This window comes from Shewanella sp. UCD-KL21 (genome assembly GCF_001957135.1).
Classification (GTDB): domain Bacteria; phylum Pseudomonadota; class Gammaproteobacteria; order Enterobacterales; family Shewanellaceae; genus Shewanella.
In genome coordinates this window covers 1-25,741 of the sequence record NZ_MPHK01000010.1, presented here as the reverse complement: position 1 = coordinate 25,741, position 25,741 = coordinate 1, and the positions used below count along the sequence as shown (strand labels likewise).

General features: G+C 41.8%; 18 protein-coding genes and 1 pseudogene. 9 read left to right on the top strand and 10 right to left on the bottom strand.

The genetic code is table 11. From position 1 onward, the window contains the following. Nucleotides 1-130 precede the first annotated feature (130 nt). A complete protein-coding gene (locus BM739_RS10755) occupies nt 131-1,594 on the bottom strand; it encodes a hypothetical protein (protein WP_076540483.1) in 1,464 nt (487 codons plus the stop codon). Nucleotides 1,595-2,272: 678 nt separating this feature from the next. On the opposite strand from BM739_RS10755, the gene BM739_RS10750 reads away from it, so the two are divergent. The 6 genes from BM739_RS10750 (at nt 2,273) to BM739_RS10725 (ending at nt 11,465) form a co-directional block, all read left to right on the top strand. After that, nucleotides 2,273-4,774: a S8 family serine peptidase gene (locus tag BM739_RS10750; protein WP_076540481.1), complete on the top strand. Its 2,502-nt coding sequence runs from the start codon at nt 2,273-2,275 to the stop codon at nt 4,772-4,774. A 133-nt stretch (nt 4,775-4,907) separates the two neighbouring features. Further along, on the top strand, nt 4,908-5,357 hold the full coding sequence (locus BM739_RS10745; RefSeq protein ID WP_076540479.1) for a PaaI family thioesterase: 450 nt from the start codon (nt 4,908-4,910) through the stop codon (nt 5,355-5,357). Nucleotides 5,358-5,406: 49 nt separating this feature from the next. Further along, entirely contained in the window at nt 5,407-5,649 is a 243-nt protein-coding gene (locus tag BM739_RS10740; RefSeq protein WP_076540477.1) for a YgjV family protein, read from the top strand. Nucleotides 5,650-5,999: 350 nt separating this feature from the next. After that, nucleotides 6,000-7,463 (top strand): catalase KatB, encoded by a 1,464-nt coding sequence (gene katB, locus BM739_RS10735; RefSeq protein WP_076540475.1) that lies wholly within the window; start codon nt 6,000-6,002, stop codon nt 7,461-7,463. Nucleotides 7,464-7,895: 432 nt separating this feature from the next. Next, nucleotides 7,896-9,101, top strand: coding sequence for an aromatic amino acid transport family protein (locus BM739_RS10730; protein WP_076540473.1), 1,206 nt, complete (start codon nt 7,896-7,898; stop codon nt 9,099-9,101). Nucleotides 9,102-9,308: 207 nt separating this feature from the next. Next, a complete protein-coding gene (locus BM739_RS10725) occupies nt 9,309-11,465 on the top strand; it encodes a S46 family peptidase (RefSeq protein WP_076540471.1) in 2,157 nt (718 codons plus the stop codon). A gap of 11 nt (nt 11,466-11,476) precedes the next feature. On the opposite strand, the gene BM739_RS10720 is transcribed toward BM739_RS10725, so the two are convergent. From BM739_RS10720 to BM739_RS10710, 3 genes are all read right to left on the bottom strand, one after another. Further along, complete coding sequence (locus tag BM739_RS10720) at nt 11,477-12,190, bottom strand: pseudouridine synthase (protein ID WP_368483156.1); 714 nt, start codon at nt 12,188-12,190, stop codon at nt 11,477-11,479. Nucleotides 12,191-12,192: 2 nt separating this feature from the next. Next, nucleotides 12,193-12,840, bottom strand: a complete 648-nt coding sequence (locus BM739_RS10715; protein ID WP_139326870.1) for a hypothetical protein — start codon at nt 12,838-12,840, stop codon at nt 12,193-12,195. 189 nt (nt 12,841-13,029) lie between these two features. Further along, nucleotides 13,030-14,379: a Na+/H+ antiporter NhaC family protein gene (locus BM739_RS10710; RefSeq protein WP_076540649.1), complete on the bottom strand. Its 1,350-nt coding sequence runs from the start codon at nt 14,377-14,379 to the stop codon at nt 13,030-13,032. 319 nt (nt 14,380-14,698) lie between these two features. On the opposite strand from BM739_RS10710, the gene BM739_RS10705 reads away from it, so the two are divergent. Together BM739_RS10705 and BM739_RS10700 are read left to right on the top strand one after the other, a co-directional pair. Continuing rightward, complete coding sequence (locus tag BM739_RS10705; protein ID WP_076540467.1) at nt 14,699-14,980, top strand: hypothetical protein; 282 nt, start codon at nt 14,699-14,701, stop codon at nt 14,978-14,980. Between the two features lie 330 nt (nt 14,981-15,310). Then, nucleotides 15,311-16,147, top strand: coding sequence for a formate/nitrite transporter family protein (locus tag BM739_RS10700; protein WP_076540465.1), 837 nt, complete (start codon nt 15,311-15,313; stop codon nt 16,145-16,147). Nucleotides 16,148-16,410: 263 nt separating this feature from the next. Here the strand turns inward: BM739_RS10700 and putA are convergent, their stop codons facing one another. From putA to BM739_RS10675, 4 genes are all read right to left on the bottom strand, one after another. Beyond that, nucleotides 16,411-19,599 (bottom strand): bifunctional proline dehydrogenase/L-glutamate gamma-semialdehyde dehydrogenase PutA, encoded by a 3,189-nt coding sequence (gene putA, locus BM739_RS10690; RefSeq protein ID WP_175609515.1) that lies wholly within the window; start codon nt 19,597-19,599, stop codon nt 16,411-16,413. Between the two features lie 309 nt (nt 19,600-19,908). Next, nucleotides 19,909-20,478 (bottom strand): TIGR04211 family SH3 domain-containing protein, encoded by a 570-nt coding sequence (locus tag BM739_RS10685; RefSeq protein ID WP_254843531.1) that lies wholly within the window; start codon nt 20,476-20,478, stop codon nt 19,909-19,911. Between the two features lie 266 nt (nt 20,479-20,744). After that, nucleotides 20,745-22,013 carry an inorganic phosphate transporter gene (locus tag BM739_RS10680; RefSeq protein WP_076540457.1) on the bottom strand — a complete coding sequence of 423 codons (1,269 nt, stop codon included), beginning with the start codon at nt 22,011-22,013 and terminating at the stop codon, nt 20,745-20,747. Nucleotides 22,014-22,037: 24 nt separating this feature from the next. Continuing rightward, nucleotides 22,038-22,721 (bottom strand): TIGR00153 family protein, encoded by a 684-nt coding sequence (locus BM739_RS10675; protein WP_076540455.1) that lies wholly within the window; start codon nt 22,719-22,721, stop codon nt 22,038-22,040. Nucleotides 22,722-22,945: 224 nt separating this feature from the next. Here BM739_RS10675 and BM739_RS10670 point away from each other — a divergent pair, with 224 nt between their 5' ends. Next, the gene (locus BM739_RS10670) at nt 22,946-24,427 is read left to right on the top strand and encodes an inorganic triphosphatase (RefSeq protein ID WP_076540453.1); all 1,482 of its coding nucleotides are present in this window, start codon (nt 22,946-22,948) and stop codon (nt 24,425-24,427) included. An 81-nt stretch (nt 24,428-24,508) separates the two neighbouring features. Here the strand turns inward: BM739_RS10670 and BM739_RS10665 are convergent, their stop codons facing one another. Both BM739_RS10665 and BM739_RS10660 read right to left on the bottom strand, forming a co-directional pair. Continuing rightward, nucleotides 24,509-25,330, bottom strand: coding sequence for an ion transporter (locus BM739_RS10665; protein WP_076540647.1), 822 nt, complete (start codon nt 25,328-25,330; stop codon nt 24,509-24,511). Nucleotides 25,331-25,452: 122 nt separating this feature from the next. Beyond that, nucleotides 25,453-25,728: pseudogene (locus tag BM739_RS10660) on the bottom strand (IS4 family transposase); the annotation flags it as partial. Between the last annotated feature and the right edge of the window lie 13 nt (nt 25,729-25,741).

Here is a 25,741-nt window from a genome sequence, read left to right as displayed (position 1 = left end):
GGTAAGCTGTGTAAGCTTAATGTGCTGAAAGTGTAATTAAACAATAAGCTTTTCTCATGTTCGAGAGATTAAAGCAAATAAATAGGGAGCAAAAGTGCTCCCTATATTCACTAAGACAAGTATCTATAAATTAATTCTGGTAAATTGCCGCAGTATTAAAGTTTCCTGTTTGGACTACAGTAGCAATGTCATTTGTACCAATTTGCATGCCTGTAACCGTATTATCATTACCGATTTGGGTTACATTTAATGTATTCATAGTGCCATCAATTGCAAAGTAACCATCATCGCCACCAACCCAGTTGCCATCGCCTAGCTGAGAAACGGTAATTGAGTGGTCATCACCAAAGGCGACAATATCAGTTAAGTTAAAATCACCTTCTTGGCTGATATCAACAGTCTGGTTTGAACCGATATTTGAAATCACCGCTTCGTTATCATTACCGGTTTGGCTCATATCAACAGTATTGTCATCTCCAACGGTTTCTGAGTATGCAAAGTTAAACTCGCCAGTGGAAGTAATAGTGACTCCATTCTCGAAACCGTCAGCGATAAAAGCGGTATAGTTATCTGCACCATTTTGATCTACAGAAATAACGTTCTCATCCCCATAAACAACAAACTCAGTCAAATTGGCATCACCAGTTTGTACCACCTCAATATCGTTAAGTGAGCCACTTAAAACAGCAATATTAGCGCCACCTACTTGGTTACCAAAACCATCTTGATAAATACCGAGGTCATTATCGTCTCCAAAAGCAAACTCTATAGTTGCGCCGTTATTAGTGCCAGTTTGGTCAATCGTAATCTCATTTAACGAGCCCGATAAACTTGCTACCACAGCAGTGTTAACATCGCCTGTTTGATTAAAATCGAATGTATTATTATCACCAAATGCACCTAACACTGCACCAAAGTTATCATTACCCAGTTGGTTAACAAGTAGTTCATTACCATCGCCAGCATTTAGGCTGCCGGTATCAGATACCATGCCTGCTTGGTTATTGATACCATCTTGCATTATGGTTGCACTATTACTATTGCCTTCAACAGCGAAAACCGCCAAGTTAATCGCGCCGAGTTGGCTTATTTCTGCAGCGTTTTCATTACCAATAACATCGATGATACTTTGGTTTTGCGATCCATCTTGAATAACATCAGCAGTGTTGTTATTTCCCGTTAGGTACACGTCACTGGTGTTATAAAAATCAGCCTGTTCAATCATGACTTGGTTTTGATCACCTAGGATACCAACATTTGAAATATGCCAATCATCAACCTGCTCAGTAATGACAGAATTTTCATTACCTTCAGAGTTAATATACGACTCTTGCCAGTCACCTTGCTGGGTTACCTCAGCAGACTGTAGATCACCAATTTGTGTCACGGTTGAAATATGACGCGTACCGGTTTGGCTGACTGTGGCATCCTGCTCCATGCCCGTTTGAATTACTGTTGCGCTAGTGTTCGAAGCGAATGCGGATTTCTCTGCGGCGGTCACTTCTGGTAATGAAAGTCCTGCTGCTGAAACGGGTAAGGCTAAGCTTGCTGCAATAGCAAGTGATACTAACGATAATTTCTTTTGCGATTTCATTCTACGCTCCCTGTTTAAATATAGATTTATCTGATTATTGGAAAATAATCGTTTGATAAAGTATTTCGCTTCCTAGTTAACTCATAGTGTCACCAAAGCGAAAAACTTAGCCTTGGGTAACAGAGTACTAAATGCGATCAAGAAGTAACTTCAGCGTGAACTTTTAAAGATCTAACAGTATTTGAAGCACTATAAACCCTCAATAAATATCAATGACGTTAATTGCATGTTAGTAATTAAGTTATTGATTATTAATCCTAAAACTGTATGTTTTTAGGTTGGTAGAATTTCAAATGATTCTGCTGATGCAGCACGTTACAAGATTAACTTACGGGGCCAATTGATCTTTCTCAATCGTATAAAAGGTTAGTTTTTTAAGGGGTTAAGATTAAACCTTTAGTGCTACAACGGTTTAAGTTACTGAATGTAATACTTATATTTGGCTACTTTTACTTACCACTAATATTGACTAGCCGAATGAACCTAGTAGTTACCTACTAATTAAAGTTTCAGCGCTTTTATTGTTATCCCGCTTGTGGCAACAATTTGATGGCAACAACAAATTCCGGGTTTCACTTCGTGGAAAATCAACTCGCTTTTAAAAATAGCTAATGGAAAAGCTACAGGTGCTGTATTACCGGTTCCGGGAATTATTAATGGAAGATAGGAAGCCACATCATGATTAACAAAATGTCCCCAATTGCATTAGCAGTAACATCTTTATTTGCGATAAACGCAAATCCTGTTATTGCTCAAGAAAGTGTAAAGTTTAAAAAAGATGAAATTCTCGTTGTTTATAAAGAAAATGTGTCAATCTTTGAACGATTGTCAGCGCAAAACTTAGTCGCAGGAACAGTCACAGATAAAAATGCTGATGGTATAGATGATAAGTTTAAAAACCTATTGTCTGGTCGATTGGCTAAGTTATCACTTAAAAGTGGTAGTAATGTTGAAACTGCGATTAAGTTAATTAGTAAGCACCCTGCAGTAAAATATGCAGAACCTAATTATACTTATACAGCAATTGGCATGCCAGGTGACCCAAATTTCGTAGAGTTATGGGGCTTAAATAATACCGGTCAAACAGGTGGTGTTTCTGGTGCTGATATCGACGCCGTTACCGCTTGGGACACTACTACAGGTAGTGAAGATGTGGTTATTGGCGTAATTGATACTGGTATTGATTATAATCATCCAGATCTGATTGGGAACCTTTGGGTTAACCCGAATGAAATTCCCGGAAATGGTATTGATGATGATAACAATGGCGTTATTGATGATGTAAACGGCTTTAACGCTATAACTGGAACTGGCGATCCGATGGACGGTAATGGTCATGGTACCCATGTTTCAGGAACCATTGGCGCACAAGGTAATGATGGCGTTGGTGTTGTTGGGGTTAACTGGGATGTCACTATTATTGGTTGTAAATTTTTAAGTGACAGTGGAACAGGCTCTACAGAAGATGCAATAGCATGTATTGATTACTTCACTAATTTAAAAGTAAACCATGGTGTTGATGTTAAAGCGACCAATAACTCATGGGGCGGCGGCGGATATAGCCAAGCATTAAAAGATTCTATCGATTCGGCTGGTGATGAAGGGATTTTATTTGTTGCAGCAGCAGGTAATAGCGCTGTTGATAATGATGCAAATCCACATTACCCATCAAGTTATGACTCTGATGTTGTTATGTCGATTGCTAGTACCGATCACAATGACGATATGTCTAGTTTTTCGCAATGGGGTTTAACCAGTGTCGATATGGGCGCGCCTGGTTCTGCGATTTTATCAACCCTTCCTGGAAATAGTTATGGTACCTATTCTGGTACTTCAATGGCGACACCGCATATCACCGGCGCGGCAGCACTTGTGTGGTCAATAGCCCCTGATATCGACCCTGTCACTATGAAGCAGTTACTAATGGATTCTGGTGATGCTAATGCAGCATTGACTGGCCTAACAGTGGCTGGAACACGTTTAAATGTCGCCAATGCACTGGCAGATGCAGATCCTGATCCATCATTTGCATTAAGTGTCACGCCATCTTCACAATCAGTTGAAGCTGGTAGTGCCGTTAGTTATGACTTTAGTCTGGGCAGTATTGCAGGTTGGGATGATCAAGTCGCGCTTTCATTTGATGTATCACCTGCATTAGAAGGCATCACTCTTTCTGCCAACACGGCAGTAGTCGGAGACAGTTTTACCCTTGATGTTGCGACGCTTGAGTCTGCTAGTTGGGGAGATTACGTTATTACCGTTCATGCTGATGACGGCATCACCTCGAAAAGTAAAGCTGTTAGCCTGGAAGTCTATCCTGCGGGATTAAATGATTTTGGTTATAGCAATGATACTCCAGTGGATATCTCAGATAATACGACTATCACCAGCACCATTGAAATTGGGGATGAATTACAAATCTTTGGCCTTGAAGTGGATGTTGATATTACCCATACATGGATAGGGGATTTAGTCGTTACGCTAACATCACCAAATGGCACCGAAGCTATGTTGCACAATCAAACCGGCGGCAGTGCTGATGATATTGTACAAACATGGGCAACAGAGCAATTTAATGGTGAAATAGCATTGGGTACTTGGACATTAACGGTTAGTGATTTAGCGGGTGGAGATACGGGTTCATTAAATCATTGGGGCTTACTTTTATCGGCTCTGGGGGATGCGAGCCCTACTGCACCAGTGGCAGACTTTGAATATGCTATTGATGGCTTAACGGTTGATTTTACCGACTTAAGTTCAGACGTTAATGATGACATTGTTAGCTATGAATGGAGCTTTGGTGACGGTTCAACCTCTTCAGATATGAATCCAACATACGCTTATGCGGCTGGTGGAATTTACTCTGTGACATTGGTAGTAACAGACAGTGAAGGTTTAACTGATACAACTGCTATGGATGTCGAAGTATTTGATTACAGCATAGACGCTGCAGTTACACGTACTATGGTTTCGCGTCGTGGTAGTGCGGCGGTGGACTTATCATGGAGCGGTGCAAGCGGTGAAAGTGTTAATATTTACCGCGATGATGTAATGGTATCAACAACGTCGAATGATGGCCGTTATCGAGATCGTTTCACAAACGCACCTGCAGAGGTGACTTATAAAATCTGTGAAACAGATACAACATTATGTTCAGACCCAATCGTAGCTATTTTTTAGTAACGTGAAACTAAAAAATTAAAACGAAGTTTAAAAAGGGATGGCAGCTGCCATCCCTTTTTTATGGAAATCCTTTTAAGTTAAATTGCTTGGCAGTAGACTGAATTAATGTCGTATTACTGGAAGCAGGTAAATGAGTATTTGGTTTAGAGAAGTCACCCTTGAAGATTGCGCTAAAATGGACAGTGGGCTCCATGGTAAGGGCACATTAATGAAAACCCTTGGTATTAAAATTACTGAGATTGGCGCGGATTATATGGTGGCCACTATGCCAGCTAACCCGTCTGTACATAACCCGTTAGGCATAGTTCATGGTGGAGCAAATGTGGCTCTGGCCGAAACCGTTGCCAGTTATGCGGCGAATTTTGTGGTCGACTTTAAGCATTTTTATTGTGTTGGCCAAGAAATTAATGCCAATCACTTAAAAGCGTCACGTAATGGTGAGTTAATTGCAACGGCAAGGGCAGTGCATATCGGTAAACGCAGCTCAGTGTGGGAAGTGCTAATCAATAATTCAGCGGGTGAGTTATGCTGTATTTCTCGAATGACCGCTGCGGTAGTGGCAAGAAAAGCCAGCGCTTAACAGGCAATTATTAACTACACTGAATAAAAGTCCTTAAAAGGAATCGTACATGGAAGCTGCAACAGTGTGGGAATGGGTAGGGTATTTGGCCTCTGTGGTGGTGGCAATTTCGTTGATGATGTCCAACATCAAAAAATTACGCTGGTGGAACTTAATTGGTGCCAGCCTTTTTGTGGCCTATGGTTTGGCGATAGGGGCCATGCCGGTAGCATTAGTAAACTTTTTTATTGTACTGATTGATATCTATTATTTAATAAAACTATATAAAGAGCCTGACATTAGCGTTGAGTAAACCCATCAGTTTGTTGTTTTATTTGTGGTTGTGGTTGTGGTTGTGGTTGGTTTTTAGTTGCCAATGTAGCTTGGGTGTAAAGTGTTGATACAATATTTACATAAAAAATGGTGTCAGATCAGTATTGGCTCAATTGTATTAAAATATTATTAAATGGTGAGGCGAATGCTTCGCCATTTTTTTATCATAATAATCGTAAAATGCGATTGTGTTGATTTATCTTAATCGTTTTAATTTGATTTCTGTTGCGGTTAATATGATTTCAATGAAACGCAGCCAGGAGAAATATCGTGGCGACAGTATTTGATTTAATTGAGCAGTGGCTAGATGCCACAAATCAGGAGTAACAAATGGATAATAACAATTACTTAACTAGCCAAAATGGCGCGCCAGTTGCTGACGACCAAAACTCATTATCTGCCTGTGAGCGTGGGCCATTATTATTGCAAGATTGGCACTTAATTGAAAAGTTAGCCCACTTTAATCGTGAGCGTATCCCTGAGCGTGTTGTACATGCTAAAGGTACTGGTGTTTATGGTACTTTCACCTTAACCAAGGACTTAAGTGATTACACCTTAGCTGATCATTTTAATGGTGTGGGTAAGCAAACTGAGACCTTCATTCGCTTCTCAACTGTTGGCGGCGAGATGGGTAGCGCAGATGCAGAGCGTGATCCTCGTGGTTTTGGTTTACGTTTTTATACTGCCCGTGGTAACCATGACATTGTGGGGAATAACACTCCGACATTCTTCTTGCGCGATGGCATTAAATTCCCTGATTTTATTCATACCCAAAAGCGTAACCCACAGACGAATTTAAAAGATCCTCAAGCAATGTGGGATTTCTGGTCATTAAACCCAGAAGCCATGCATCAAGTGACGATTTTAATGTCAGATCGCGGTATTCCTGCTAACTACCGTCAAATGCACGGCTATGGTTCACACACTTTCTCATTCTGGAATGCCAAAGGTGAACGTTACTGGGTGAAGTTCCACTTTAAATCGCAGCAAGGTGTAGTGAACTTAACTGCAGAGCAAGCGGATATTTTAAAAGGTATTGATCCTGATTCATCACAACGTGACATGGTTGCCGCTATCGCCGATGGTAACTTCCCTAAGTGGACTGTAAATGTACAGATCATGCCAGAAGCAGACGCCAATAATTATGCAATTAATCCGTTTGATTTAACCAAAGTATGGTCACATGCAGATTACCCATTAATTGAAATTGGTGAACTTGAGTTAAATCGTATGCCAGACAACTACTTCGCTGAAGTTGAGCAAGTAGCTTTAGCGCCAAGTAACTTGGTTCCTGGTGTCGGCGCTTCACCTGATAAAATGTTGCAAGCGCGTTTGTTCTCTTATGCAGATGCTCAGCGTTATCGTATCGGAACCAATTACAACCAGTTACCGGTAAATTGTCCTCATGCCGCTAAAGCTAATCATCATCAACGTGCTGGCGCTATGGCGGGAACACAGTGCCCATATAATGGCACTCAAACAGGGGCTGATTCAAGCGCCAATTACGGCCCAAGCACTGCTCCGGCTGCACTACAAGAGCCGTCTCAATTTATTGAGCCGCCACTAAGACTAGATGGTGAGGCTGCAAGATATAGCCGTTATGATCAAGATGATTATACTCAGGCAGGTAATTTGTACCGTATCTTTAGCGAAGAAGAAAAGCAGCGTTTAGTTGAGACCATTGCAGGTACATTGAGCCAAGCAAGTGAAGATGTGCAACTAAGAATGGTAGAGCACTTCTTAAAAGCCGATACTGATTATGGTCAACGTATCAAAGCACTGTTAGAAGCTTGATAATAACGAATATGATGGTTTAGGTTTTAGATAAGTAAACTCTCATTATCAACTATGTAAAAGGAAAGCTTAGGCTTTCCTTTTTTATTGCCTAAATTTGTACAGCCTTGTTATGATGTTTGCCGACTTAAAGTGGCTAATTATCTTTATATAAGCTCAGTGCTAAGTCTTGTATGCTGATTAATTATCTTGCTTACAGTCATTATTTTCCTGCTTAAATCACCTGTATATGTGTAATGCTACACCATTGCAAAATCCTTGCGTTAAAATATTTATCAACATGTTGCGTAATTGTTTGTTAACGCGCTTGTAGGCCTTTAAATGCCTAAGTCTCTTGCTAGTGATAATCTCCTTCTGCTACTGTCGAAATCAACCATATCAATCATAATTGGTAAAACGACCAATAAATAAAAACTATACGGGACTCATGTTTTGAACTTAAAAATGCTTGGCTCAATCGCCATTGTTGCAGGAACTGCTATTGGTGGGGGTATGTTAGCTTTACCACTTGCTACCGCAGCGCTAGGTATTATGCCTGCAATTTTATTGCTGGTAGTTATCTGGGGATTATCAGCTTATACCTCTTTATTAATGTTAGAAATTAATTTACGTACTGGTGTGGGTGATAACGTCCACGCTATTACTGGCAAAACCTTAGGTAAGGTTGGCCAACTTATCCAAGGTGGATCCTTTTTAAGTTTATTATTTGCCTTGACCATGGTGTATCTAATGGGCGGATCATCGTTACTTGAATCTCGCTTAGAGCCACTACTGGGTGTTGATTTAAATAACCAAGTGTCGGTACTGTTATTTACATTAGTGTTTGGCGGTTTTATTGCAGTTGGGGTGAGCTGGATTGATAAAGTATCTCGGGTGCTATTTACCGCGATGATCGTGTTATTGGTTTTAGTGGTGGCATTTTTGCTACCGGAAGTGAACCTTGTGGCCTCATTAAGTAATTTTTCTGCCAATGTGGCCGAAGGCGATAAGCTAGACCAGTTATGGTTAGCAGCTATTCCTGTGGTATTTACCTCATTTGGTTTCCATGTGTGTATTGCGACGATTGTGCGTTACTTAGACGGCGATGCAGTTTCGTTAAGAAAAGTGTTATTGATTGGCTCTACCATTCCGCTCGTTTGCTATATCTTATGGATATTAGTCACTTTAGGTACTTTAGGCGGTGAAACGGTCAATGGATTTGCTGGCTCGTTACCTGCGCTGGTTAATGCATTACAAGGTGTGGCTAACTCAGCGATTGTCAGTCAGTTTATTGATTTATTTGCCAACCTTGCACTCGTGACCTCTTTCTTAGGCGTTACCATGAGCTTGTTTGACTATGTTGCCGAGTTAACCCGAGCAAAAGATGATAAAGCGGGCCGCGCTAAAACCTGGATAATCACTTTCGTGCCGCCACTATTGTGTGCTTTATATTACCCTGATGGCTTTTTCCAAGTGCTCGGTTTTGCGGCCATTCCGTTAGTGGTGATGATTATTTTCTTGCCGATAGTTATGGCACTAAAACTGCGTAAGCAACAATTAGGTGGCTATGAAGTGTGTGGTGGCAAGCTTGCATTGGCTATTGCAGGCCTATTAGGTTTGTTGATTGTGGTTGCCCAGTTAATGGTGGCTTTAAGCTAAGTCGCCATTAAATAAAGCTGTGGTGTCGATAAGCTTTGTAACGGCATTTTTCAGAGACTATTTCTTTGTAGAAACAATATGATAAAGTCAGGCTATCCGCCTGACTTTTTTATGGGCGAAATAGATTACATTTCGCCTTTAATTGAATGAAGTATTGCGAAAAAACAGACTTTTAATGAGTTCACTTGAATAAATGGAATAATAAGAATGAAAACATGGTTATTAAGCGCTGCAATTTTGGCATCATTTACCAGCCAAGCAGACGAAGGAATGTGGCAGCCTTATCAGCTACCGGCAATGGCAGATGAGCTAAAAGCAAAAGGGCTTGAGATTGATGCTAAATCGATTTCAAAATTAACTGAATTTCCAATGAATGCCGTGATTAGCCTTGGTGGCTGCACCGCATCATTTGTGTCGCCTAAAGGCTTGGTTGTCACTAACCATCATTGTGCTTACGGCGCGATTCAGTACAACTCAACCCCAGAGAACAACCTATTACAAGATGGTTTTTTAGCTAAAACCTATGCTGAAGAATTACCAGCAACACCGGGTTCTCGTATTTATGTTACTGAAGCTGTCACTGATGTCACCGCTAAAATCAAAGACGGTGAAATGAGCAAAACCGGTAATGATTTTTACAAAGGCATTGAGCAAAAAGAAAAAGCCTTGGTTGCCGAGTGTGAAGCTGAAGATGGCTACCGCTGTAAAGTTTATAGTTTTCATGGCGGTCTTGAGTATTACTTAGTGAAACAAATGGAAATCCGCGATGTCCGCCTCACTTATAATCCTGCAGCCAGTGTGGGTAAATATGGCGGTGATATCGATAACTGGATGTGGCCACGTCACACTGGTGATTTTTCATTCTATCGCGCTTATGTCGGTAAAGACGGCAAGCCTGCTGATTTCAGCCAAGATAACGTCCCTTACGAGCCTAAAAGCTTTCTTAAAGTGTCTGCAAAAGGTGTAAGCGAAGGGGATTTTGTGATGGTGGCCGGTTATCCGGGCCGTACCAACCGTTATCGCACCGCGAATGAAGTCGAAAACCAATTTGGGTGGGCGTACCCACAAGGGAAAGTGCTGCGTGAACGTTTGATAGAAATTATCAAAGACACAGCTCCAGAAGGCAGTGATGAGCGCATTAAATATGAAAGCTCAATTGCTGGCTTAGCAAATTACGCTAAAAACTTTACTTCGATGATTGAGTTTTACGGTAAATCTACCATGTTAGATGAGCGTAAAAGTTTAGAGCAAAAATTAGCTCAGTGGATTAGCAAAGATAGCAAGCGCCAAGCAAAGTATGGTGAAACATTAGCCCAGTTGGATAAGTTAATTGCCCTAGATCAACAAGGCCAAGAGCGTGATTTGTTGCTGAGCTACATGGGCTATTCAACCATGAAGAATACCGCTGAGCGCCTATATCGTTTAGCCCACGAAAAAGCATTACCGGATATGGCGCGTGAGCCGGGTTTTCAAGAGCGAGACATGACTCAGTTTACCTCAAGTATGGAGCGTATTGACCGTCGTTATGCTGCCAGCGTTGATAAAGCCATGTTAGCCGACCTACTCAAGCGTTATGCGGCTTTGCCAACTTCTGAGCGTTTAGCTGATTTTGATAAGGCTTTCTCGATTGGTAAAAACTTCGATGAAGCCAAGTTAATGAAAACCCTTGATAGCATGTATGCCAATACCACACTGTCAGATAAAGCCGTCCGCCTAGCTTGGATGAATAAGTCGGTAGCTGAGTTTGAACAGTCCAAAGATCCGTTTATTCAATATGCAGTTACAACATTTGCTGAGCGCATGAAGCGTGAACAAGCGCAAAAACAACTTGCTGGTGACTTAATGAAAGTGCGTCCACAGTATATGGATGCCGTCATTGCCTATAACCGTGAACTCGGCAAACCAGTTTATGCTGATGCTAACTCAAGCTTACGAGTCACTATTGGTAATGTAAAAGGTTACTCGCCGCAAGATGGTTTAGTGGCGGCGCCGTTTACTCGCCTTGAAGGTATTGCAGCAAAAGATACTGGCGCAGATCCATTTGATGCACCTACTAAGCAGCTTGAACTGATTAAGCAAAAGCAGTACGGCGATTTCTACATGAAATCAATCGATTCTGTACCGGTTAACTTTTTATCAACGTTGGATACCACTGGCGGTAACTCAGGTTCACCGACCTTAAATGGCCGCGCTGAGTTAGTGGGTTTACTGTTTGATGGTGTTTACGAAAGCATCATTGGTGACTGGGGTTATGATCCTGACACTAACCGCTCTATCCAAGTGGATAGCCGTTACATGTTGTGGGTGATGAAGTATTTAGATAATGCTGAAAACTTACTTGAAGAAATGGACATCGTAAAATAATTGATAAGCAGCTACATCTTAAGTAGCTGCTGCAGTGTGACTAATTCTGCGGCCTCTAGGGGCCGCATTTTTGATTCAGCCAAATCACTAAGCTGACAATTCATCATGCTCACTCGCAGTAAATCAATCACATGATAGCCCAGCGCTTGGGACATTCTGCGAATTTGCCGATTAAGCCCTTGGGTTAAGGTGATCTCAAACTGACACTCGCCAATGATAGAGACTTTACAAGGTTTGGTGGTCACATCTCGATAGCTGACACCAGCACTCATTAACGCGACAAAATCATTTTTAAGCGGTTTATCTACCGTGACTTGATAGACTTTTTCATGGCCAAAATCAGGATGCATCAGCCGATGGGTTAGCGCGCCATCATTTGTTAGCAGTAATAATCCGCGCGAATCCTTATCTAACCTTCCTGCAGGGTACAGTCTGGGCGAGGCGGGTAAGTGATGGATTAAACTTGAGGCTAACTCAGGTAATAAGCGGCAATCTATGCCCACAGGCTTGTGGTACAGCCAATATTGTTTGTTTTCTAGCGGCGCAATTGCTTCACCATCCAGTAAAATATTGGGATTAATTGCATCTGGGCTGACGCGAGCAAGTGCTGAGGCTAGTTGGCCATTAAAGCTCACCTTACCTGCGGCAATAAGCCTCTGAGCTTGGCGTCGTGAACAAACACCGCAATGGGCTAAATATTGCTCTAAGCGCATATTGTTGGCCAAAATTAGTTTCCTGCAAGCGATAAGTTGCTAAGGTGATGTTGCTGGTACTTGATGCGTTTTTTCATATCAACAGCAAGCACCATACACCATAAAATATTAGTTTGAGTCAGTATCCACATCACCAACGACATCCAACAAATCTCATAGCCGCTATGGTGACATGGGTCGAAATCTAATGTCGACCAGTTAAGCAAAGACATCAATATTATTGAAAATATTAACCCAATAATATTTAGAGCAAATAATGGACTGGTTAAAGCGCTACGCTTGCGAAAGTATTCCAAAAAGCAAAAACAATGCAGCAAAAAGGTGCAAATGAGGTAACCGGTTGAAAACAGGCGGTGCTGCTCTAAAAAGTTAATTGGAAAGATACCAATGAGTACAATTAATACCCCTAAGGCTGCACCAGTGACGGTAATAAGCCGACTGTAGCCATCTTCAAAGACAAAGTAGCGCGCTAACATCGCCAGCATTAAACACATGCCAGCAATGACTAGAGACATATTGTAAACAATGGCTAACGGTGAACTCATATAGTCACCTAAGGTGTCAGCTCTGATGCTCAGTGGGTTAATCCCCAAACGAGACACTTCAGCAATTAACGCTGCCCCAATCCCCATAGCACTGATCACGGCAGTCGCTAACGACATGAAAATAATCATTAAATATAAATCGTAATGTTTATTAAACTGTATTGATTGGCTCATGGGCGGCTTGTTGTGCAAATGTTAACTTTAGACTAACACTTTTAAGCCGCTCTTTTATATAAAATAAAACCTGAGTTCAACCATCATTAAGTCGGTTGTTCTCAGGTATTATGCTGTTGGCTTATCAGTGAATTAAGCGCGTTTACGCAATATCACAATTGAAATCGCAACCACAGCTAAAATCATACAATACCAAGCGTGTGAAATAGCAGCTAATGGGCTAATGGCAAAGGTTGACGCTATCAATAGTGCTTGAGCGCCATGGGGAATTAACCCTTGAATAATACAAGCAAAGATATCCAATACACTGGCCGCGCGCTTAGGTGCAACGCCATGCTTGCTGGCTAAATCTTTGGCAATGTCACCGACAACCACAATCGAGACCGTATTGTTAGCGACACACACATTGGTTGCCGCAACCATACCTGCCATACCTAGTTCAGCAGCGCGAGGTGATGCGTCGCCCTTGGCTTTTGAAAAACGAGCAATCAGTGTTTCTATTTTTTGACTAACAAAGGTTAAACCACCTTGTTGTGTCATCAGCGCTGCTAAACCACCAACAAGCATAGACAGAATGAAGATTTCTTGCATGTTGGTGAAACCAGCATAGATATCTTGACCAAATTGAACGGCATTGTAATCCATAGTGAACAGGCCTGTAGCGCCAGCTAGCAGTATGCCTACGGTTAATACGACAAATACATTTACGCCAGATACCGCTAAAAATAAAATGGTTAGGTATGGGATCACGTTAACAATGTCGATCTCTTGGGCGGCGATATCTGCTTGGCCTTGACCCGCTATAGCAAATAACACTAATGCAATGATTGATGCTGGCAGCGAGAAAATTAAGTTCTCACGGAACTTGTCTTTCATTTCACAGCCCTGAGTACGGGTCGAGGCAATGGTGGTATCTGAAATAATAGATAAGTTATCACCAAATAATGCACCAGATAATACTGCGCCAGCCATTAAGGCATAATCAATTTGAGCTTGATCAGCAACGCCTAATGCAATCGGCGCTACCGCTGCAATGGTGCCCATTGACGTGCCCATAGCGGTAGCAATGAAGGCGGCAATAACAAAAAAGCCGGGTAATAATAAGTTTGATGGGATCATTGATAAGCCCAGCGCAACCGTAGCATCAACACCACCAGTCGCTTTAGCGACAGAGGCAAAGGCACCTGCCAATAAATAAATCAGACACATAGCAATAATATTGCTGTGACCAATACCGGCAATGAAAGTATCAATGGATTGATTTAATTTTTGCTTAGACAGTAATAACGCCAAGATAATCGCCGGTAAAATCGCGATAACACTAGGTAACTGATAAAAAGCAAAGTCTACACCTTGGCTTTGAAAGTAAACCCCAGCGCCAATAAATAACGCTAAAAAAGCAAATAGTGGCAGTAAAGCAACAAAGGAGGCTGGGCTGGTGGCCGATTTTTGTGTTTGTGTGGTCAAGTGAGTCTCTCTTATTATCTTATTCAATTCATCGATTGTTATTGGTGCTGCACCAATAGGCTGCGAGTTACTTTAGCAATCCATGCTATTTCAGTTTCAATGATGATAGCTTGTGCAATGGTGGTCAGCATAGGAGATCTACAAATTAGTGTCAATCTAGACGTCTAGACTTCTTTGCTTCTAAGCTTGGTTTTACTTTAATGGTACATGCTAGGTGTATTTGTAGCACAATGCAGTATACATCCTATTAACTTCGAAGCGATTTGCTGGCGGTATTTTGACCTTTAACAGCCGCTGCAATATTATCGGCGTTCATTGATGTAAGAGCCCCTTGATGATGAAACCAGATAGAATGACTGCAATGCAGCAGCTCATAAACCAAGTGAAAGAGACTTTTCCATTAGACGATCCTGCCTTAGCCGTTTGTGGGCCTGACAATAGCTGTATTGGCTGTCCTAAAAAGCTACTTGAAATTGTTGATAGTGAAGTGAGTTATTGGCAATCATCACTGGATAATAATGCCACCCCGAGTTTTGGGGATTTAGACAAATTTGCCAAATTATGCAAAAACGTTCATCGCGGTTTAACGCGCAACGGTGTGTTTGATAGCCAATAGCGCGAATATTGCCATTTAACCATCAAGCTCTCGATAGTCACTACAATAATCATATTCGATTATTAGTCCAATTTAACCCTTAGCAAAAGCTCACCTTATCTGCAGCTACAACCACTAACTTGCTCATTACGCTTCATTTAGCGAGACAATACTTGATGCTAAATACGGCCTTTTAATAGTGTTTTTTTGCGCCACCAAGGTGCGGCTTGCACTACTTATAACCATTTTTTAAAACCTAAATATCTTATGGTGTTGATTTGTATGCATTTATTAACCTTGGTATGAAGTTGGCTTATTAGTAGTCAACTACATAACTATAGGGAATGCACTATGTCATATATCGAGCCAAAGGAGTTTGCTACCAAGATGGTAGATGCTGGGGAGCAAAAAATCTTCATGTCGACCCGAGATACATTAGTTAGGGCATTTATGGCTGGCGCGATACTGGGACTTGCCGCTTTTTTTGCCATTACTGTTATCGTGAAAACAGGGAGCTTGTTAGTTGGATCATTATTATTCCCGGTTGGGTTTATTATGTTGTACCTGATGAAGTTTGATTTGCTGACAGGTGTATTTACCTTAGTGCCTTTAGCTGTCCTCAATAAGCGACCGGGATGTACTTGGGAGCAGCTCTTTAGGAATTGGGGGCTAGTGTTTGTGGGGAATTTTGCCGGCGCGTTAACCGTGGCATTTTTTGCATCCTATATTCTGACTTATGGTTACAACACTGACGGTGGGGTATTAGCGGCTAAAGTGAGTTCAATTGGTGAGTCACGTACCTTAGGGTATCAAGAGCATGGTGTGGCTGGCTGGTTTACTATTTTTATTCGCGGCATGTTGTGTAACTGGATGGTGTCTATGGGAGTGGTAGGCGCTATGATCTCAACCTCAGTTAGCGGCAAAATGGCAGCAATGTGGATGCCTGTGATGCTGTTCTTCTTTATGGGTTTTGAGCATTCAATCGTCAATATGTTCCTATTTCCATTTTCAATGATCATGGGCGGCGACTTTACTGTTAGCGACTACCTATTGTGGAATGAAATCCCTACGGCATTAGGTAATTTAGTTGGTGGCTTTTTACTCGTGGGTTTACCTTTGTACTTAACCCATGTTAAGACAAGCCCTGAGCGTAAAACTGCCGCTGAAAAAGAAAGCTTAGCTTTATAAAGCGCTAAGAAACACTGGCCCTATCTTAGTCTCGATAGGGCTTTGTTATGGCGGTTCAAGTGATGCCCTTACTTAACGCTAAGCCATTGATGGTGTTATCGGTAAACACTATTAGTTTGAACACTATTTTCTTGAATACTGTTAACTTAAATACTATTAACTTAAATAAGAATAACTTAAATAAGAATAGCTTAAATAAGAATGACTTGAACAAAAAATGCCCGCAACTGCGGGCATTTTTATGGTGTCAAACGCGCTAATTATTAGTCTTCAGCATCACCAAGGGACAATAAGGTTGCGTTACCGCCAATGGCAGTAATATTGTTGGTGCGGGTTTTTTCAGTAATAAAACGAGTCAGGTAGTGTGGCCCGCCAGCTTTGGGGCCAGTGCCTGATAAACCCTGACCGCCAAAAGGCTGTACACCCACTACTGCACCAATTTGGTTACGGTTAATATAAACGTTACCCACATCGACCTTGTCTGCAAGGTTTAACGCATGGCCTTCATTGCGGCTATGAATCCCTAAAGTAAGACCAAAGCCAGTGCTGTTTATCTCGTCAATAACAGCAGCTAAATTTGCGGCTTTATAGCGAATAACGTGCAAAATTGGCCCGAAATGTTCTTTCTCAAGTACTTTGATAGAATCAATTTCTACCGCTGTTGGCGACACAAAGTGGCCATTTTCAGTGCCTGCAGGTAAGTCGATTTTCTTAATTAACTTGCCTACTTGCGAGATATGATCAATATGGGCGTTTAAGTTAGCTTTTGCAGTGGCATCAATCACAGGGCCAACGTCAGTTTGAACAAAGCTTGGGTTACCAATACTGAGCTCTTCCATCGCGCCTTGCATCACATCTAATACGCGATCGGCAATATCTTCTTGTAAGAACAGTACTCGTAATGCCGAGCAGCGCTGACCAGCACTGGTAAATGATGATGAGACCACATCTGCAACCACTTGTTCAGCTTGTGAGGTTGAGTCAACAATCATTGCATTTTGACCGCCAGTTTCAGCGATGAGCGGAATAATAGCGCCTTCACGATTAGCTAATGTGCGGTTAATTAATTTGGCAGTGCCGGTTGAACCAGTAAAGCACACACCGCCAATGCGTTCATCAGCGGTGATTGCTGCGCCAACGGTAGCGCCAGTACCCGGTAAAAACTGCAGTACATCAACAGGAATACCCGCTTCATGGGCTAATTGCACTGCGCGGTAGCCCACTAATGAAGTTTGCTCTGCAGGTTTGGCAATCACGGTATTACCAGCAGCGAGTGCCGCAGTAACTTGACCTAAGAAAATCGCTAATGGGAAGTTCCAAGGGCTAATACAAACAAAGATGCCGCGACCTTGAATGAATAATTCGTTTAATTCACCCGTTGGGCCAGGAAGCAAGGTTGGCGCTGCCATCATTTTCTTGGCTTGAATAGCATAGTAGCGACAAAAATCCACCGCTTCACGGACTTCATCAATGCCATCTTGCAAGCTCTTACCCGCTTCACGGGTACATAGGGCGATTAGCTCTTCGCGGTTTTCTTCAAGTAAGTCGGCCAGTTTTTGCAGTGCTGATGCGCGCTGCTCAACGGGGGTATGGCTCCAGCGATGAAAAGCGCCATGGGCAGAACTTAATGCAGCTTCAATTGCCTGATTATTGGCAAAGGCCACTTGGCCCACTGTTTTAGTGGTATCAAATGGGCTGAGTACATTTTTGGTTTCGCCGCTTAAGGTCTCGCCATTGACTAATGGCCCAGCTGTCCATTGGGTGTCGTTAAATTGGTCAACGCCGGCAAAAAATGGCGCAGACTCAGAAATGATGTTCATGTTTAATCCTTTAGAGTTTTTACGTTCTATGCCAAAAATATCTTCCGGCAGAACAATTTTATTATTAGCTAAAGTTTTATAAGCTTTTAAAGTGGTTAATGGATGCACCACTAAGCTTTCGATAGGGGTTTTCGGGTCCACTAATTTGTGAACAAACGAGGTATTAGCGCCGTTTTCTAACAGGCGTCTTACAAGGTAAGGCAGTAGATCTTTATGGGCACCAATAGGCGCGTAGATACGCACGGATTTAGCGCCACTTTCAGCCAGCATAGTGTCGTAGAGCTCTTCACCCATGCCATGTAGGCGCTGGAACTCATAGTGACGATTCACGCCCATGGCACTGATACTGGCAACTGTTTGGGCATTATGGGTGGCAAATTGCGGGTATATGGCGCCTGTAGTGGCGTCAGAAAGTAAATAACGAGCACAGGCTAAATATGATACATCGGTGCCGGCTTTGCGAGTGTAAAGTGGGTAGCCACTGTCGCCAGCTTGCTGAGCCCATTTAAGCTCGCTGTCCCAATAAGCGCCTTTTACTAGTCTCACAGGAATTTCATCGCCTTGCTCGCGGGATAACTTAGTTAACCAGCATAATACCGGCAAGGCCCGTTTTGAGTAGGCTTGAACCACAATCCCCAGTAAGCCCCAACCTTGAGTTTCGTTGGCGTTATACAGTTTTTGGAATAATTTTAGGGATAATTCAAGGCGGTCCATTTCTTCGGCATCGATTGAAATACCGATGTTAAGCTCGCGCGCTTGTACAATAAGCTTAATGACAGTGTCATATAATTCGCTGAGTACACGTGTTTCATTGGCCACTTCATAGCGTGGATGTAGCGCCGATAATTTGATTGAGATGGTAGGGCGAGGTGAGCTTGATTGATCGTATTCTTGTGCACCTAATTGAGCAATCGCATGGCTATATTCAGTGTAATACGTATGAGCATCTTTAGCGGTTAACGCGGCTTCACCGAGCATATCATAGCTGTGGGTGTAACCTTGCTGGCGCTTAGCAACGCTGTTTTTAAGGGCCTCTTTAACCGTTTGTCCCAACACAAACTGTTTACCCATAATCTTCATGGCGGCATTCATCGCTTGGCGAATAACCGGCTCACCAACACGATTAACTAAACGGTTTAGCAAGTTACTAGGTTTGCCATCGATGTTTTTATCTAACTTAACGATTTTACCTGTGAGCATTAAGCCCCAAGTAGATGCGTTAACTAAAACAGAATCACTTTTATTTAAGTGCGCATCCCACTTAGCGCCTGAGAGCTTATCTTCGATTAAAGCGTCCGCTGTCGCTGCGTCAGGGATACGCAGTAGGGCTTCAGACAGACACATCAAGATAATGCCTTCTTGAGTTTCTAAGCTGTATTGCTGCAAGAAAGCATCAATACCAATCATTAGGCCTTTCTTTTCAAATTGGCGCACTTTCAAGACCAGTTCATGGGCTTTATCGGTGACTTGCTTAATTTCAGTGTCAGACGATGGCACTAATTTAATAAGCTCAGATAAATACAGTTCTTCATCAACGATGTAATTATTAGTTATGGCTGAGAATAGCTCATCTAAGCTAGCATTATTGTAATGACCGTTTAGGACTTCACTGGCATTGAACATAATTTTCATTCCGTCTTGAGCTGTTTACTAATTTTGTAAACAAGATGTTTATTATGATATTTTTTATTTTGTATACAATGTACGAAATCGAGGCGAGTATACGATTAAAATGTGATGTTGAGCAAGATTTAGTGTTCAGTTGTGATGATGAAATATAGCCTAGGTGTTTTTTATACTTATTGCAGGCAAAATAGCGACTTTTTTGAGGGGTAAATGTTGTGTTTTTGTTGTCAGTACAGGCTGAAAAAGCAGGTACAAAAAAGCCAATGCAATGGCATTGGCTTTTCAGATAAGATAAGTCGCGTAATTAAGCGAGGACTACATCCAGCGGCTTTTCTTCTTACGTTGTGGTCTTGGTAGATAGACTAGGAAAATACCGATTAAGGCGCCTAATCCAGCAATTAACGCACCTTGTTGCCACATTCTTGACTGGGCATTATCTTGAATCGCATTCAATTCTTTAATCGCATGGTCACGTTGTTGAGACGCGCTAGCAAGCTCTGATTCTAGAGATAAAATCTGTTGGTTAGCAGACGTTAGCTGTTGGGTTACAGACTCAGAGCTTTGATCTAGCTGCGCTAACGTTTGCTTGGCTTTCGCGAGTTCAGCTTCAACAATTGGCAAACGGTTTCTAAGGCCGGTGCCTTTTTTAACTAACTCAGAAATCACCCAACCTTCACGGTTTTTATGATCACGAATTTTACTGTAATCGTTTTGGCTTTCGTTTAATAAGGTAACTGATTGGCCTGCTTCGATGGTACCTAAAATACGGTATTGAGTCCCTGGACCACTATGCATGTAAATATCGACATCATCGGTAATGAAATGCGTCGCTTGTTGCGCCATTAAGCCATTTGAGATCAGTAGTAATACTACCATTGTGAACATTCTTAACACGTTATTTTTCCATACCATTAGAACTACCCGTCATGCTATTTATTTAGCGACTTGATTGCAAGGAAGAACGCAAAAGTCTTATTCAAATAAGCGATATTACTGATTAATCTAATGGGATTATGCGTAAACCGTTATGCTTTGGCTAAATGAAGCGAATAATTAGCCCTGTGATTAACGAAAATTTGCAGTTTGAAACAAAAAAGCCGGACATTAATATGACCGGCTTTTGCGTGGTTAACTTAATAACTGACAAGTTATTAGCTAAATACCCCTTTGATGGTGAAGAAGAACAGGATAGATAATGCCGCACCAGCAGGTAAAGTAACAACCCAAGAAATAACAATGTTACGTACCACACCGATATTAATTGCAGCAATACCGCGTGCCATACCTACACCTAAAACCGCACCCACAAGCGTTTGAGTGGTCGAGATCGGTAAACCAGTACCAGATGCAATAACCACGGTTGATGCTGCTGCAAGTTCAGCTGCAAAACCACGGCTTGGGGTTAAGTGAGTGATGTTTTTACCAATGGTTTGCATTACGCGCTTACCAAAGATAGCTAGACCCATCACAATACCAACCGCACCCAGTGGTAAAATCCACCATGCTAATGCCGCTTTAGAGCCAATTTCACCGCCGCTATTAACAACTGATACTACTGCTGCTAATGGGCCAATTGCGTTAGCTACATCGTTTGAACCGTGAGCGAATGCCATACAACAAGCGGTAACTACCATTAAGATGGCAAACACTTTTTCGACGTTAGCGTATTCAGTTTGGCGATTAACTTCGGTGCTCATGTTTAAGCGCCCGATCATAATTTTACCAAAAATACCAATAACAACGGCAACAATAGCAGCTAAGCCATAGGCTTCAGCAGTTGAGAAGTGTAATCCAACATGCTTCAAACCTTTAGTGATAGTCACAAGTGACATCACAAAGCCTGCAAAAGCCATATAGAAAGGTACATAACGTTTAGCATTGGCTAACGGATCATCTGTATTAAAAATTAACTTTTGAACACTTTGGAAGATCATAAACGCGATGAAACCAGATATCGCAGGAGTCACAACCCAAGAGCCGATAATACCAACGACCTTGCCCCACTCAACAGAATCTACACTGACACCAACTGCGGCAAAGCCAACAATAGCGCCAATAATAGAGTGAGTTGTCGATACAGGCCAGCCTAATGCAGAGGCAAGAACCAACCAGATACCAGCAGCAAGTAATGAACCTATCATGCCGTAAACCAGTAATTCGGGTGAGTCGACGAAATAACTCGCGTCAATAATACCTTTACGAATTGTGCTGGTCACTTCGCCACCCGCAAGGTATGCACCTGCGAATTCGAAAATCATTGCAATGATAATAGCTTGTTTAATAGTGATAGCATTAGAACCTACAGAGGTTCCCATAGCATTAGCGACATCGTTTGCGCCAATACCCCATGCCATCAAAAATCCAAATACAGCCGCAATGCCAATAAGCATAGGGCCATTGGTGACTAATACATCAACCATGTTGTTTCCTTGATAACCTTTTAGTTATGAACTGCGAGCTAACATTAGCTCTAGGCGTGAGCCTACACGCTCAGCTAGATCAGCCAAGCCTCCAACCCATTCGATAATCTTGTACATAAACATGACATCGATAGGATTCAAATCTGTTTCCAAGCTTAGTAGTAAGCGACGTACTTGGATCTGCAGATCATCCGAATCAGCTTCAATACGATCTAATTCATTGATCATTTTGGCGACTAATTCGACTTCACGTCCTCTAAAACCTGTTTCGAGAAGGTCATCGAGCTCGTTAATTGCTTGCTTAGCAAGAGAGACAGCATCTAAACAACGTTTGAGGTAAGCTTTAAACGGTGCTTGCACTGGTTGAGGGAAAACTAATTGGCGACCAATAATACGGCCGGAGATGTCTTTTGCCTTGTTGGCGATTTTGTCTTGTTGAGTTAATAACTCAAGCAAGTCAGTACGCTCTACTGGCATAAACAATCCACTAGGAAGGGTAAGGCGGATCTCACGCTTTAGCGTGTCTGCCTCATTTTCAAATAAGCTAATTTGCTTACGAACTTTGACTGCTTCGTCCCAGTCACCTGAGGTAGTCGCGTCAAAGAATGGTACTAGTAGTACTGCACATTCATGAACTTTGTCGATATGCTGTTCTAAGGGCTTAAGGGGTGATTTTGCAAACACTCCTAAAATAGAGTTTACTGGCATTGCGGTTAACCTATTTAATGATTCCAATTTTGGAAAAGCGGGCGCATGTTACCTCAAGCGTCCACATAATGAAACTGTGTTTTTAATATAATCTACAGTTATTATCACTCAGTATATAGAACTGAGTAACGCTATCCTAAGGGATTTTTATTACAGTAATGTGACATTATGAATTAATTATGACGCATTGATGAAGATTTAATGACAAGGTGAAGAAGAAGTCAATGGATTCTGAGATAGAACTTAAGCTGTTTTTACAGCCACAATATCATGATTTATTAGTAAAATTACTTAATAAACTTGAAGGTGCAACCCCACAAGAAACTTGTCAATTATCAAATAAATACTTTGATACACCCCGATTACAATTAAGAAAACATTTAATGGGGCTGCGGGTACGTCAAACTGAAAAGTATACCGAGCAAACCATTAAAACTGCGGGTAAAGTTGTTGGTGGTATTCACTCCCGTCCTGAATATAATGTGGCTATTGAGCAAGATTTCCCCAATCTGGCATTATTTCCTGACACTATTTGGCCCCAAGACATGCTTGTTAGTGAGCTGCAGACTGAAATTAGCTGTATTTTTGAAACTAATTTTAGCCGCCAATCATGGCATGTTTATATTGGCGACAGTTTAGTTGAGATTGCATTTGATACCGGTAATGTCCTTGCTAACGGCAAAGCCGATCCAATTTGTGAAGTAGAGTTTGAACTGTTAGCCGGTGATACCTCCGCATTACTTCAACTGGCTATTGATCTTGCTCGCCATGTTCCGCTGAGATTAGGTAAAGCCAGCAAAGCCCAGCGCGGCTACTTATTATCAGGTCACTCACAAGCGCAATCATTAAAGACTATTGATTATATTCGCTTGCCTAGCGATAAAAGTTTATCAAAAACCTTAGAAGTATTATTAGAGACAGGTATCGAGCGCTGGCAGATCATCGAATCAATCTTACTTGATAGCGATGATATTTCGCAGCAAGCACAATTATGGATGCAACTGCGGGCTTGTATTCGATTGCTGCGACTGACCTTAAGCCAATTTGGATTATTAAATTCACAGGTGCTTAGCCACTTTGACGTTTTAGAGCAACAACTACAATTTATTGAGCCATTGCAAAGCCTCAGTTTAATTATTGATGAGCGTCAAAATTTGTTCGGTAAATCCATAGATAAAGCGCCGTTAAAGGCGTTAGCTAAAGCAAGCGCAACTAAGTTAGTTGCCGACAATACACTCGAGACTTTATGGCTCAAACCGGAATATGGTCAGTTACAGCTTGAGTTGGTGGACTTACTATTAAAAACAGCTAATGGCTCTCACCGCTTAGTGGATTACCCTGAATTGGGTGTGTTTGCTAATCGTTTACAACAAGATTCATGGCAGCGGATTGTGGATTTAATGCCAATGACAGCGGCAATGAACAGTCTGGATTATCAAAAAGTGGCCCATTGCTTAGATGAAAGCATCTTGGTGGGTTTTGCCTATGGTGAGCTTTACCAAGCTGAAGATCGCGAAGCATTCAGAGCGCCTTGGCAAGATTTAGCTTTAGGTATTCAAACCTTAGGTTGTTATCAATTATTGGCTAAACTGACTGCAGAGACCGACGTGGATATTGGCCGTAGGCTTGAAGATAAAGAGGCAAGTTTGCTGTTTGCCATGGAGCATTCTCGTAAAAGTGCCTTAAAAAACCAGCCATATTGGTAAGCTCAATATTTAAACAGAAGGCCTATCAGTTGATAGGCCTTATTGTTATAGATGAAATACTCCCAATGTGGTGAGTGCTGGTTAATTCTTATCAATAAGTTGCTGTTTTAAAATGGCTATTTCATCAAGCATTTGACGCTGGTTTTTTTCCATTTGTTGCTGGTTTTGCTCCATGCGCTCCAATGCTTGCTCTAATGCAGATTTGATATCCTGCTTATTACTTTCAGAACGCTCTTCACGCTCATTGATATCTGGCGCGACAAAAACCGATGCCATGTAACCAGAAATAACCCCAAAAAAACTTACGCCACTAATAATCACAATTGCACCAATGATATGACCAACGGTGCTCACTGGATAAAAATCACCATAACCCACGGTGGATATTGTCACTAACGCCCACCAAATCGCCTGTTCGGCTGTTTGAATGTTGGCACCTTCAGCTCCTGTTTCAACTAATAAAATTAGCACGGAAGCTGCGGCTAAAATAAGTACCATAGCCACCAGTAATCCCGCTAAGGTGGTTTGTTTACTTTGTCTTAATAATGGAATAATGAGCGTTCTGGTTGCGCGAATTAACCTGACTACCCGTAATATTTGGAATACACGGGCGATACGCAGAGCTTCAATTGCCGGGATACTGGCGACAAAGTCAATCCAGTGATGTTTTAAATAAAACTTCTTACTTGGGGCTTTAAACAGTTCGTAAAAAAAGCGCGACATAAACACTAGGCAGATACTGGTATCAATAAACAATAGTACCCGTCTGGTTTCAGGATCAATTTTGCTGAAAGTCAGCATAATCACAATAAAGACTGAAAAAAGCGATAATACCATTATCGCCAGTTCGAAAGGGCTGGGACCATTTAAGGTTTTTAATGACCAGTGTTTTTTATCTATCATCGATACAAATCCGTTTTGCACAAGCAGTGCAGTGATGCTACCAATCATGGGGTATGGCGTAAACCTTAATTGCAGCCATAAAAAAACACGCCTTAAACAAGGTAATGCCGTTCGGATAAGCATTACTGTTTAAACCTAAGTGGATAGCGGCTAGGTATATAAAGCACTGAACGTGGATACGTTCGGTGCTTTCTTTTATCAGGCAAGATAAAGTGTTTTATATCGGCACGCATTTGCTTCAATTTAGCGGGCAACTTTCCATCAGGTGATAGAGCCTGCCACCTCAATTGGGTATCTATCAGACTTATTGCTGCCGTAAAACTAATTCGAGTGGGTGCAACCTCTGCCTCTTTTGCTATCGCCACCATCTCTAAACGGACGAGATTATAAGCGGTAAGCTAAGCGGTAAGC